This window comes from Solirubrobacter phytolaccae (assembly GCF_027587195.1).
Taxonomy (GTDB): domain Bacteria; phylum Actinomycetota; class Thermoleophilia; order Solirubrobacterales; family Solirubrobacteraceae; genus Solirubrobacter; species Solirubrobacter phytolaccae.
On the sequence record NZ_JAPDDP010000052.1, the window covers coordinates 13944 to 26916 of the forward strand.

The following is a 12973-nucleotide window of genomic DNA, read 5'->3' on the forward strand; positions in this document are numbered from 1 at the left end:
GATCCCGGCGTCCTCGGCATCGTGTTGACTGTGCGGCGATGGTCCGGTTCCTCGCAGCGTTGGCGCTGCTGCTCGTGCTCGCGCCGGCGGCGCGGGCCGCGTCCACTCCCGTCACCCCGCCGCCGCCCGAGCACCGGGCGGACCCGTCGCTGACCACGTACGTCCAGCGCTCCGGCCCGTTCAAGCTCGGCCCGTACGCGACGCTGAAGACGTCCGCGAAGGTGCAGCCGCCGGAGGTCGCGGGCGCGATCGTGGGGATGGACGCGCGGCTCGTGGACGCCGACGGCAAGGAGCTGCCGCAGTACGTGGCGATGCTCCATCACCTCGTCTTCACCAACGGCGGCCCGGACGGCGAGCGGCGCGACCCGATGTGCCCGAAGAAGACGACCCGCGAGCGCTTCTTCGGCACGAGCGAGGAGCTGCGCGCGCTCACGCTCCCGCCCGGCTACGGCTATCCGACGACCCCGGCCGACCGGTGGAACGCGCCGATCATGGTCATGCACCACCGCGGCGGCTTCCAGGAGTTCTTCCTCGAGTACCGCGTGACGATCGACCCGCGCCCGGTGACCCCGGTCACGCCGTACTGGCTGAGCGTGATCCCGTGCTCGCCCGACCCGCAGTGGTCGGTGCCCGGCCGGGGGAGCAAGGAGCACCGGCGCTCCCGCATGTACGCGATGCCCACGGCGGGCCGGATCGTCGCGGTCGGCGGGCACCTGCACGGCGGCGCGAACGACCTCATCCTCAGCCAGCCGGCGTGCAAGCACCGCACGCTCGTGACCAACACGCCGTTCTACGCGCCCGCGAGCGACAAGCTGTACGCCGTCAAGCCGCTGCTGCACGAGCCCGACCCGAAGGCGATCAGCTGGTGGCAGTCGCCGACCGGCTACGCGTTCCGCAAGGGCGAGGACCTGAAGGTCACCGCGGTCTACGACAACCTGCGCCCGCACACGCGGGTCATGGGCATCAGCCACGTCTACGTCGCGCCGCCGCTCCCGGGCGCGCCCGACGTGCGCTGCTCGGCCGCCCCACCCGACGCGCAGCAGCTCGGCGCGCAGTTCGAGGGCCCGCGCACCACGCCGCCGACGGTCGGCCTGACGCTCGCGCGGGTCGGCAAGGACGGCCTCGCGCGGTCGACCACGACCGCGGCGGGCACGGCGCGTGAGATCGAGGGCGAGTCGGCGACCGTGACCGTGCGCGACTTCCGGTTCAGCTCGACCAACCTCGTCGTCGGGCGCGGCGCCGTCGTGCGCTGGCGCTTCCCCGACGACGAGCAGCACGACGTCACGCTCGCCGACGGCCCCGTCGGCTTCGCCTCACCGTGGCTGCGCGACGGCGGCGGCTACGGCAAGCGCTTCACCGAGCCGGGCCGCTACCTGCTGATGTGCTCGCTGCACTCCGCGTACATGTCACAGGTGGTGACGGTGCGCTCTACACCGCCACGACCGCCCCGCCCCGACGGGGATCCCCGCCCCCGCTGAACGAGCCCTTGCCGTGGTGGCGCTCCGCCGCCTGGCAGCCGCCGAAGAACAGGTTGCGCTCGCGGAAGCGCACCATCGTGCGAGCCACGACGTCCTCGATCCCCGGCTCGGCGTAGACGAGGCCGTCCTCGAAGTGCAGGCGCGGCGCGTCGACGGCGGGCTGGGCGTCCATCCCGTGGTCGATCGCGTTGACGATCACCTGCAGGATCGCGGAGCGGATCCGGTTCGAGCCGGCGCTGCCGACCACGAGCTCCGGACGGCCGTTCTCGAGCACGATCGTCGGCGCCATCATCGACGGCAGCCGGCGGCCCGGCGGGTGCGTGAACCAGCCCGCGGGCGACAGGTCCTGCTCGCCCATCATGTTGTTGACGTGGACGCCGGTGCCGGGCACCACGAGCCCGGAGCCCTCGCCGTTGGTGGTCGTCACGCTGCACGCCCAGCCGTCCGCGTCCATCACGGAGACGTGCGTGGTCGAGCCCAGCCGGGAGCTCATGAACGAGTCGGTGAAGCCCGGCTCGTGCAGGTGGTCGAGGAACGCGTCGGTGCGCTCGGCCTGCGCGGTCTCCATCGCCGCCACGAGCGCGGCGCCGTCCGGCTTGCTCTCGCTGCGCTGCAGGAGCGCCAGCGCGTAGGCGATCAGCAGCCCGCCCGCGCTCGGCGGCGGGTTCGTCAGCACGTCGCGGCCGTGGTAGCCGACGCGGACCGGCTCGCGCGGCAGCGTTCCGTACGCCGCGAGGTCCGCGCGGGACAGCGTGCCGCCGCGCTCGAGCACCCAGTCCGAGACCGCCGCGCCGATGTCGCCGGTGTAGAACGGCGCGGCGCCGTCGGTGGCGAGGCGCTCGATCGCGTCGGCCAGGTCCGGGTCGCGCACGACCTCGCCCTCGCGCGGCGCGCGCCCGTCCAGCTGGTAGCGGGCGCGGGACTCGGGTGTGGCGAACGCGATCGGCCCCAGCAGGTCGAACAGCAGCGCCTGGGTGGCGTTCATCGCGACGCCGCCGCGGGCGGCCGCGATCGCCGGTGCCGCGAGGTCGGAGAGCGGGACGCTGCCGAAGCGCGCGGACGCCTCCGCGATCCCCGCCGGCACGCCGTAGACGCCGCACGAGGACGCGCCGATGTGGAAGACCTGGACGGCGTCGCCGAAGTCGAGCACGACCGCGTCCAGCGGCGCGCGCTCGCCGTTGGAGGGCGAGGCGACCATGAAGTCGAGCAGCACCGGCTCTCCCCCGGGCGGCGCGACGAGCATGTAGCCACCGGCGCCGAGCCCCGTCAGGAGCGGCTCGGCCATCAGCGACATCATCAGCGCGGCCAGCGCCGCGTCGACCGCGTTGCCGCCGGCGCGGAGGATGTCCGCGCCGGCTTGGGCGGTGAGCGGGTGGCCCGCCGCGACGACTCCGCGGCTAGCCACGCTCAGCCCTCAACGGTGTTGAGGGCGGATGATCGGGGTGGGGCGGTGGGGTTGTCCCGGCTTCAAAATCTCGGGATGAACTCAGGAACGTCGACGTCGGTCGGACGCTGGGAACGCTGGGCGGGTTCACGCTCACGCGTACGGGTTACCCGCGGTTCGCCCGCGGGCTCGCGAAACGAGCCGCGATCGGACGCGGCCGGCCGCGCCGCCTGCGTCTCGTAGCCCGTGGCGACGACCGTGACCCAGACCTCGTCCTCGTCCAGGTTGTCGTCGACCATGGCGCCGAAGATGATGTTCGCGTCCGGGTGCGCGGTCTCCTGGACGGCGCGAGCCGCCTCGTTGACCTCCCACAGCGACAGGTCCCGGCCGCCCGTGATCGACAGCAGGATCGCCTTCGCGCCCTCGAGCGTCGTCTCCAGCAGCGGCGACGTGGTCGCCTGCGTGGCGGCCTCGAGCGCGCGCTTGTCGCCCGTGCCCATGCCGATGCCGAGCAGCGCGTTGCCGGCGTCCGACATGATCGTGCGGACGTCCGCGAAGTCGAGGTTGATCAGGCCCGGGAGCGTGATGAGGTCGCTGATGCCCTGGACGCCCTGGCGCAGCACGTCGTCGGCGACGCGGAACGCCTCGACCATCGACGTCTGCTTGTCCAGCACCGACAGCAGCTTGTTGTTCGGGACGACGATGAGGGTGTCCACCTCTTCGGCGAGCGCCTGGATGCCGGCCTCGGCCGCCTGCAGGCGGCGCGAGCCCTCGAAGCCGAACGGCTTGGTGACGATGCCGACGGTCAGCGCGCCGAGCTCACGCGCCACGCGGGCCACGACGGGCGCGGCGCCCGTGCCGGTGCCGCCACCCTCGCCGGCGGTGATGAAGACCATGTCCGAGCCCTTGAGCAGGGACTTGATGCGGTCATAGTCCTCCATCGCGGACGCGCGGCCGCGCTCCGGATCAGAGCCCGAGCCCAGGCCGCGCGTGATGTCCGCGCCGATCTGGAGCGTCAGGTGCGCCGAGGAGGACTGCAGCGACTGCGCGTCCGTGTTCAGCGCGAGGAACTCGACGCCGCTCACGCCGGCCTCGATCATGCGGTTGACGGCGTTCACGCCACCGCCACCCACGCCCACGACGCGCAGCTGCGGCTGGCCGACGCGCTCGTCGCGCCCGGAACCCCACGTGTAGTCCGTGGCGGCCGGCGGCGGCTCGTGCGCCGGCGGCTCCTCGGGCGGGGCCATCATGTCCCCCGGCACGTCCGTGCTGAAGGCGTGGCGCAGGCGCTCCTGCGGGGTCGGCGGCTGCACCGGGGTGACCCGCTCGGGCACCGACGGTTCCTCCCGCGGCTCAGGCACAGGCGATTCCTCTTGATTCATCATCGGCGACTGGGACGGGCCCAGCCCTTCCGTCTCGGTCTTGCGGAACAGGTTGGCCAACGGGCCTTCCCGCATGCTTGCCCGCTTGCCGCTACCCATTCGAGAGCACCTCCTTCGCCAGCCGGCGATACGCGTCTGCCGCTTGCCCAGTCGGGTCGTACTTGAGGACGGACATCCCCTTCACGGGCGCTTCCGCGAAGCGAACGGTCTTCTTGATGCGCGCCCCGAACACCCGGTCCCCGAAGTTCTCCTCCAGGATCTCGAGCGCTTCCTGCGCGTGCAGCGTCCGCGTGTCCACCATCGTGGGAAGGATTCCCATGATCTCGACGGTTGGATTGAGGTTCTCGCGGATCATTTCCAGGGTGTGCTGGAGCTGTAGAAGCCCACGCATCGAGAGATACTCGCACTGCACGGGGACGATCACCTTGTCGGCCGCCGTAAGTGCGTTCACCGTCAAGAGTCCCAGAGAGGGCGGCGTATCGATGCACACGAAGTCGTAGTCGTCGGAAACTGCGCGGAGAGCCTTGTCCAAAGAACGTTCGCGACCGATCTTCATCGACATCGCGATCTCGGCGCCGGCGAGGTCGATCGAGGCCACTGCGACGTCGATCTCGCAGCGGTACGTGACCTCGCGAATCGGCATGTCGTGGACGAGCACGTCGAACATCGACTTGTCCAGCGTCTCCGGGTCGATGCCCTGGGACATCGACAAGTTGCCCTGCGGATCCATGTCCACGCACAGCACGCGATGACCCGCCTCGGCAAAGGCCGCGGCGAGGTTCAGGGTCGTCGTCGTCTTGGCGACTCCGCCCTTCTGATTGGCAAAGGCGATCACCTTGGCCACGGTCACACGCTCCGTTCGCTGTCGCAGGGGAAGCCCATCTCAGGCCCCGAGTTCGCCTCGCGGCGCGGGATTCCTCCCGCGCCGCTTGGCTATCTGTCCGGTGCGAGCGTTACGGCGTGGTGGTGCTGAGCGTGAACGTCAGCGTCTTGCTGTACGTCCCCGTGCGGAGCGCGTCGCTGGAGCCGATCGCCTGCTTGAACGTGACCGGCACCTCGACGTTCGAAACCGGACCCGTCCAGGCCGTCGTGCCCAGCTCGACCCGCAGCGGCTGCGGGAGGCTGAACGCGCCATTGGCCAGATGGCCGGGCTCGGACACCGTCAGCGCCGCGTCACCCGCCGTGGAGATCACGGTCGCCTTCGTCGTGGCCGTGTACTCGCGCTCCACGCCCGGGACGAACGTCGGGAACGCCGCCGGTGCGCCCATCGTCAGCGCCAGCGTCGCCAGGACGGACCCGCCGACCGGCGCGTCCGCCTTGGTCTCGACGGCCACGGCGACGTCCTGCGCCGCCGAGGACGAGCTCAGCGAGCGGCGCTCGTCGGAGGAGACGTAGCGCGCGCGCAGCGTGTGCGCGCCGCCCGACAGCGTCACCGTCTCGGTCGCCTTGCCGCGCAGCACCGGGATCATCGCGATCTCGGTGCCGCCGTCGAGCAGCTCGACGTAGCCGTTGACGTCGCGGTCGGCCGCGAACGCGGTCGAGTCGGCCTTGACCTCGACGTTCGCCGTCAGCGGCTTGCCCGCCACGCGCTCGCCCACGAGCGACAGCGTGGTGATGGTCGGCGTCGGATCGCCCAGCGGCGGCTCCGTGCCGGCTGCCCGCATCAGGCCGACGCCCAGCGAGACCGGCGAGGCGGTCGTGTCGCGGTCGGCGGTCGGCTCGAACCGCGCGAACACCTGCTGGATGTCGGTCGGGATCGTGCCCGTGCGGGTCGCGACGCCGTTGACGACCGGCACCGGCGTGCCGAGGGCCGTGCCGCCGTACTGGAAGAACTGCACGGAGCCGGCCAGCGACCGGTCGGAGACGCGCGCCGTCAACGTGTGCGGCTGGTTGGTGATGCGCGTGCCGGTGACGGTCACGGCGACCTTCGGGATCGTGATCGCGCGCGGCTCGGCCGGCGTCGAGCCCGCCGGGGCGATCTCGACCGGGATCTCCGCCGAGTAGCCGGAGAGGTGGTTCGTCCTGCCGGTCGATACCAGGACGTTGATCCGGTGCTTGCCGGCCGCCAGCGCCGTCGTGTGGATCGTCGCCTCGCCGCCTGAGTCCCCGGTGATGTAGCCGAACTCGGCGGACGGGTTCTCCGGCGTGTTCGTACCCACGATCGGCGTGCTCGTCGCCGAGCCGTTGACGCGCGTCGCGAACTGGAACGTGAGGTTCGAGCCCAGCTCGGCCGGCGTGTAGCCGCGCAGCTTGGCCTTGATCGCGAGCGAGCCGCCGGCGACGCGGTCACCCGTGATCGACACGACCTCGATCTGCGGCGCGTGCGGCTTCCACCCGATGAACACCGGGGTGACCTCAGACGACGACGAGAGGAACGTCTCGGGGTTGCTGGTGATGAACTCCGCGCGCAGGCTGCGCAGGCCGGCGGGCAGCCGTGTGCCGGGTCGGATCGTCACCTTCCCGTTGACGACCGGGAAGTTGGTGTCGAGGGTCCCGGAGTCCTCGTCCGGGAGGTTCGAGCCGCCGTTCCAGAAGCGGATCGTGCCCGTGGCGGCCGGGTCGCTGACCGTCGCGGTCAGCTTGAGGGCCTCGCCGTAGATCGTCGGCCCGGACACCTGCAGCGTGGTCGTTGTGGCGGTCCGCGGGCCCTGCAGCGGCGTCACGTCGACCTTCGTGGCGCTCGCGGAGCGCGAGGCGGTGTTCTCGGCGCGCACGTCGACCGTGTACCCATCTCCGGCGGGAACGCCCTCGAACCGGGTGCTCGTCCCCGTCACGAACCGCGGCGAGCCCGGAGCGTTGGTCCCGGACGCGGTCCTGGCCGTGACGTAGTAGCGCGTCGCGCGCTCGGCGGCGTTCCAGTCGACCTGGATCGCCCCCACCGCGGCGGTGGCGGTGAGGCCGCCGATGGCCCCGGGGCGCTCGGTCGGCGCGTCGAGCGTGACGTACTGGCCGTACGTCTTGCCCAGGCCGGTGTCGCCGGAGTCGGCGGTGAGCAGCACGCGGCTGCCCGGGCCGAGGTTCGCCGGCACCTCGGCGATGCCCTCCCACGCGCCGATCCGGGCCGCGTCCGTCAGGAGCTCCTTGACCATCTGCGGGTCGTGGGCCGAGTTGCCGTCCCACGTGTACAGCGCCCAGTTCTGCAGCGAGTCGCTCGTGTCGCCCGGACCGGCCGCGATCAGGTACTGGTCCTGCGCGTTCTTGGCGATGTCGCGGATCGAGCGGCCGCCGAGATCGAGGAAGATCGGCTGGCCGAGCTGCGCGTCGACCGCGTTCGACGTGAGCTTGTCGATGTTGTTCACCGGGAGGATGACGGCGCGCTCGATGCCGTCGGCGCCCGTGACCGTCGGCGCGCGCATGCCGAACCAGCCGGTCGTGGAGCTGCCGGGGGCCATCGTCAGCCCCTCGACGTTCCAGCCGTTCGGCGCGTTCGGCAGCACGCCAGGCCGCGTCGCCGTCTCGAACTTGAGCTTGTTCGCACCGAGGCCGTGGCCGTTGGTCGCGTCCCACGCGCGCCACTGGTCCCACAGGCGCGTGTAGCTGCCGGCGCCCGTGAGCTTGATCTGCTCACCGCTGCCCGACAGCGTCATGAAGGCGAGGAAGCGCCGCTCGACGCGCAACTCACCCGAGCGGTTGAGGCCGTGCGAGCCGGAGACGATGATCGTGTCGCCGTTGCGCACCGCGCCCTCGAGGTCCGCCTCGCCGCCGGGCAGGCCGGCCTGGAAGCTCTCGAGCCCGGCGCCGTTCTCGCCCTTCTTGAACAGGGTGAGGGCGTTGACCTCGTCGGACATGCCGAGGAAGAGGTCACCGCCGAGGTCGACGGCCGCCGAGATGTCGACCAGGTTCTCGTAGTAGTGGCTGGTGGGGTCGGGCGGTTCCGGGAAGACGCTGACCAGGATCTCGCGCGTCGTCTGCTCGCCGCCGGCCGTGAGCGTCAGCGTGACGTAGCTCCCGCCCGCGACGGTCGGCTCGAACGTGACCGTGCGGCGCGTCCCGGTGCCGGTGACCGTGATCGCGTCGTCCGGGAGCCCATCGGGGTTCGTGGAGCGGGCCGTCAGCGTCAGCTCCGACGAAGGCGTGTTCGGATCGGCGACGTCCACCGTCAGCGTCGTCGTACGGCCGGCGAACGCCTCCACGGCCTCGGTGGCCGGGTACAACCGCGGCGGCGTCGCGGGGTAGGGCGTCGCGTCGGCCGGGAAGCCGTTGCCGGGGGCGAACGTGAGGCCGGTGAAGCGGCGCTTGTCCGGCGCGTAGGCGATCGTCTCAGCGTCCGTGGTGGCGAGCGCGGCGCCGCTCTCGGCGGTGTCGACGACCTTCAGCACGCGCATCCCGTCGACCGAGGACGTGTAGACCTCGACGACGCCGGCGACGGCGCGCGCGGTCACGTAGTTGAAGTCGCCCTTGAGGTTGCCGCGCTGCGTCCACTGCCCGCCGCTGAGCGTGTACTTGTACAGGCCGCGCCTGTAGCGCGAGACGTAGGCGGTGTCCACGCCGGGCGTCGTGTCCGTGTCCACGAACGCGCTGTCGACCGAGCCGGAGAGGTCGATCAGCTGGGTGCGCGGCGGCGTCGTGGCGATCGAGCCCGTCGTGGGCAGGCCGCCTTCGAGGCGATAGACGCCGGTGCCGGTCGTGAACTGCAGCGCGCCGTCGACGAGGTCGATGGCGGGCGAGATCTCCCTGAGGGCGCTGATGCCGATCCGGGTGTTCTCGGTCTCGCCGGGCACGATCGTGTACAGCTCGCCGCTGTTGTGGAACCAGTCGCGCGTGCCGTCGACGGTCACCGCGCTGAAGTTGCCGGTGTTCTCGTAGCCGAGCGGGAGCCGGCTGCTCGAGCCGTCGGCGCCGACGTGCACCGCGACGTGCGACCGCTGGTTGATGAAGACCTGGGAGTTGAACGGCAGCGCGTTGGCCGTGAACGTCAGAAAGCGCCCGTCGGCGGAGCGCTTGAGCGCATGCTCGCGCATCGGCGCGATCGCCGTGTAGTTGTTCTTGGTGAGCGGCGTGACGCCTTCGGCCGCAACGGCCGGGTACTGCAGCCGGCCACGGTACGCGCCGTCGCCGGTGGCGTAGCGGTAGACCGCGATCTCGTCGGTGGCGCTGCGGCCGACGTCGAGCGGCGGGAGCGCGCCGCCGATCGTCAGGACGGCGAGCTCGTCCGGGACGGCCGGCCCGGCCTTCACCGGGTCGGCGTGCGCGGGTGAAGCCGAGGCGAGCGCGCCAACGGCCAGCGCCACCGCGAGCGAGAGCGCGCGTCGGCGAGCAGACGGATGGGACAAGGGAGAGCTCCTGAGTCGGTTCCGCACTTCAGGACCGGCTTCCTGCCGAGCCCTGCGGGGGACAACCGAACCCTTTCGCCCGCGACTCAGCGCGAGGTGACCGGCTCGTTGCCGATTGGTTGCGCGCGTGGACCGATTCGGCCCAGGAATGAGCGAATCAGGTCTTCGGCGGCCGGCAGGCCGGCGGCAGCAGCGGAGCGGACTCCGGGGAGACCACGAGCTTCTCGCCCGGGACGAGCTCGGCCTTGCACCACGCGTACGTGTACGTGTCGAAGTGGACGACCGCCCGGAACGGGTAGCCGAGCGCGCCGGCCATGTTGCGCTTGCCCGAGGAGATCGGGGTGGTCTGGATGAAGCAGTTGAAGACGCCGATCGGGCCGCTGGTCGGCGTGCCCTCGGCGCGTTCGCACGTCGGCGGGGCGGTGACCTGCTTGATCTCGCCACTCGCGGAGCGTGCCTTCGCGTCCGCGTACATGTCGGTCTGCATCTTGTCCATCAGCTGCGTCCGGGCGGCTTCGACCTCGGCGGCGCTCGCGCCGTCGGCCGGCCGCAAGGCGAGTCCCTCGCCGGTCTTCGCCGCCTGGGCCTTGTTGATGCGCGCGACGTTCTCCTGCCGCACGCGCTCCTTGAACGCGGCGTAGTCGGCCGCGTACTGGTCCTTGCTGGAGTCGATCCGCGGGACCATGATCGCGAGCCCGATGCCGACGATGACGGCGCCGACGAGGCTGTAGAGCCCGATCTTGCGCCACGGCACGGGCGGGATCCGGACGTCGCGCGGCGGCGTCCAAATATGCAGCCAGGCGCCGAGGATCTCGAAGGGGTTGGCCTTCTGCTCGGGTGCTTGCTGCACGTCGCACAAGATAATGCGTGCACGGCTGGACGCCCAATCGGCTCTTGCGCGCTTAACAGAAGGACACGTATCCTCGAAGGCGTGAGTAGCGATCCGCAGCGCCTTCACGAGCACGAGAAGCCGCGGGCCCCGAAGCCCGAGGAGCAGCGGGAGGACGCGGCCGCCCCGCTGCACAACCTCGTCTCCAACGTCGGCAACCGGGCGTTCGGCGGCGCGATCGCGGCCCGCCAGGGCGCGGGGATCACGGAGGGCGGCCAGGTCCACTCGTCCGTGCAGTCCAAGATCGACTCCACGCGCGGCGCCGGCCAGAACCTCGACGGCGGCGTGGCCAACAAGCTCTCGCCGCAGCTCGGCGACCTGTCGGATGTCCGCGTCCATACCGGCGACTACTCGAACGACCTCAACCACGCGGTGTCCGCGAAGGCGTTCGCGACGGGCTCCGACGTCTACTTCGGCAAGGACCAGTACAAGCCGGGCACGTCGGACGGCGACAAGCTGATCGCGCACGAGCTCGCCCACGTCGTCCAGCAGCGCGGCGCGCCGACCAGCGGGCCGCTGACCGTCTCGAATCCGGGCGACGCCATGGAGAACGAGGCGGATTCTGTGGCGGACAAAGTCTCTCAGTGACAGAGATCAGCTTTGGTTTCATCGACCGTCGCGTGATGGCGGCGGTCGAGCGCGTCGCGGCGTCCGATCCCGACCCGGGCGATCCGTTCCGGGGCCTGTACATCTCCGACGAGGTCGCGCTGCGGCTCTCGCACGGCGAGGGCGAAGGCTCGGTGGACTCCGACGGGCGACTGCAGGAAGTGGTGCGCGCGCTCGGGCTGGACCTGCTCGAGGCCGCCGTGCTCGCGGTGTGCTCCGCGACCGAGCTCAACCCGCGCTACGGGCGGCTCTACGCCTACCTGCAGGACGACGTCACGCGCAAGCTGCCGTCACCGCGCCTGGTCGGCCAGCTGCTCGAGGGTGAGGGGCTGACGCCCGCCGACGTGATGGTCGCGTTCGACGCGGCCGGGCGCCTGCGCTCGCTCGGCGCGCTGAAGCTGCTCGGGGACGCGCAGACGCCGCTCGCGGAGCGCCCGATCAAGATCGCCGACCGGCTCGCGGCCGTGCTCCTCGGCGGTCGCATGGACGAGTCGCCGCAGCCCACGCGGCTGCGCCTGATCGACATGCCCGCGCACGCCCCGGGCCGGGCCGAGGCGGTCGAGATGATTGCCGCGCTGCTGGCGCGCGAGTCGCACCTGCCGATCGTCCTGGCCGGACCGGACGCCGACACGCTGATCGCGACCGCCGTCGGCCGCCCGCTGGTCGCCGCGCACGTGCGCGACCTGACCGACAAGGACGTGATGGCCGAGGCCGCGCTGATCAGCGCGCTCGAGGACCGGCCGATGATCTTCGAAGGGCTGGAGGACGTCGAGCCGGGCGACCGCGCGCGGATCCTGCGGGCGATCGAGGCCCGGCCGGAGCGGACGGTCCTCGCCGCCCCGACGCGCACCGCGGCGCTCGCGCTCGGGGAGCGCACCGTGCTGCTGGTCGAGGCCGGCCCGCCGTCGTTCGCGGAACGCCGCCAGGCGTGGGCGGACCTGACCGGCGTCGCCGCGACCGAGGACGTCGCCGCCAAGTTCCGGCTCTCGATGACGCAGATCATCGAGGCGGCCGAGGTGGCGCGGCTGTCCGCGATCGCCCGCGGGGCCGAGGTGCCGGAGCTGAGCGACCTCGACGCCGGCGCGCGCCAGGCCTCCTCCTCCAAGCTCGGCGAGCTCGCCGCCCGCCTCCCGCCCGGCTACAAGTGGGAGGACCTCGTCGTCCCGCCCAAGCAGACGGAGCAGCTGCGGTCGATCAGCGCCTACCTGCGCCACCGCGACCGCGTGCTCAGCGAGTGGGGCTACGAGAAGACGGTCTCCCGCACCCAGGGCCTGAAGGTCCTGTTCGCGGGCGAGTCCGGCACGGGCAAGACGATGGGCTCGCAGGTGATCGCGGCCGAGCTCGGCCTGGAGATCTTCCGCGTGGACCTCGCGACCACGGTCTCCAAGTACATCGGTGAGACCGAGAAGAACCTGGACCGGATCTTCGGCGCCGCCGAGGGCTCGAACGCGATCCTCTTCTTCGACGAGGCCGACGCCCTGTTCGGCAAGCGCTCGGAGACCAGCGACTCGCACGACCGCTACGCGAACATCGAGGTCGCCTACCTGCTCCAGAAGATGGAGGGCTACCCGGGCGCGGTGATCCTCGCGACGAACTTCCGCCGCAACATCGACGACGCCTTCATCCGCCGCCTGGACTTCGTGATCGACTTCCCGTTCCCGGAGAAAGAGGACCGCCGGCGCATCTGGCGCAAGGTGCTCCCGCCCGAGGCGCCGCTCGCGGACGACGTCGACCTCGACTTCCTCGCCGAGAAGTTCAAGCTCTCCGGCGGCGCGATCCGCAACTGCTCGCTAGCCGGCGCCTTCGAGGCCGCCGACGACGACTCCCCGATCGGCATGCGGCACCTGGTCCGCGCGGTCGCGAACGAGTACGGCAAGCAGGGCCGCCTGACCCTGGAAGCCGACTTCGGGTCCTTCCACGAGGTCATCAAGGTCGGCGCCCGCGCGAACGGGCACTGACCC

8 protein-coding genes are annotated in these 12973 nt (G+C 71.4%); 3 read left to right on the top strand and 5 right to left on the bottom strand.

All coding sequences use genetic code 11. The annotated features are described in order from the left end of the window. Positions 1-38: 38 nt before the first annotated feature. Complete coding sequence (locus tag OJ997_RS23825; protein ID WP_270027756.1) at positions 39-1478, top strand: cupredoxin domain-containing protein; 1440 nt, start codon at positions 39-41, stop codon at positions 1476-1478. Here OJ997_RS23825 and OJ997_RS23830 read toward each other — a convergent pair. The 5 genes from OJ997_RS23830 to OJ997_RS23850 form a co-directional block, all read right to left on the bottom strand. Continuing rightward, positions 1429-2883 carry a gamma-glutamyltransferase family protein gene (locus OJ997_RS23830; protein ID WP_270027757.1) on the bottom strand — a complete coding sequence of 485 codons (1455 nt, stop codon included), beginning with the start codon at positions 2881-2883 and terminating at the stop codon, positions 1429-1431. The two genes, OJ997_RS23825 and OJ997_RS23830, sit on opposite strands and share 50 nt — an antisense overlap. Positions 2884-2945: 62 nt before the next feature. Continuing rightward, a complete protein-coding gene (gene ftsZ / locus OJ997_RS23835) occupies positions 2946-4223 on the bottom strand; it encodes a cell division protein FtsZ (protein WP_270027758.1) in 1278 nt (425 codons plus the stop codon). A 112-nt stretch (positions 4224-4335) separates the two neighbouring features. Further along, complete coding sequence (locus OJ997_RS23840) at positions 4336-5088, bottom strand: ParA family protein (protein ID WP_270027759.1); 753 nt, start codon at positions 5086-5088, stop codon at positions 4336-4338. A gap of 109 nt (positions 5089-5197) precedes the next feature. Further along, a complete protein-coding gene (locus OJ997_RS23845; RefSeq protein ID WP_270027760.1) occupies positions 5198-9517 on the bottom strand; it encodes a DUF3616 domain-containing protein in 4320 nt (1439 codons plus the stop codon). A 157-nt stretch (positions 9518-9674) separates the two neighbouring features. Beyond that, positions 9675-10367, bottom strand: coding sequence for a hypothetical protein (locus OJ997_RS23850; RefSeq protein WP_270027761.1), 693 nt, complete (start codon positions 10365-10367; stop codon positions 9675-9677). Positions 10368-10448: 81 nt separating this feature from the next. On the opposite strand from OJ997_RS23850, the gene OJ997_RS23855 reads away from it, so the two are divergent. Together OJ997_RS23855 and OJ997_RS23860 are read left to right on the top strand one after the other, a co-directional pair. Further along, on the top strand, positions 10449-10994 hold the full coding sequence (locus tag OJ997_RS23855) for an eCIS core domain-containing protein (RefSeq protein ID WP_270027762.1): 546 nt from the start codon (positions 10449-10451) through the stop codon (positions 10992-10994). Between the two features lie 35 nt (positions 10995-11029). Further along, complete coding sequence (locus OJ997_RS23860; protein ID WP_270027763.1) at positions 11030-12970, top strand: ATP-binding protein; 1941 nt, start codon at positions 11030-11032, stop codon at positions 12968-12970. The last annotated feature ends 3 nt before the right edge of the window (positions 12971-12973 follow it).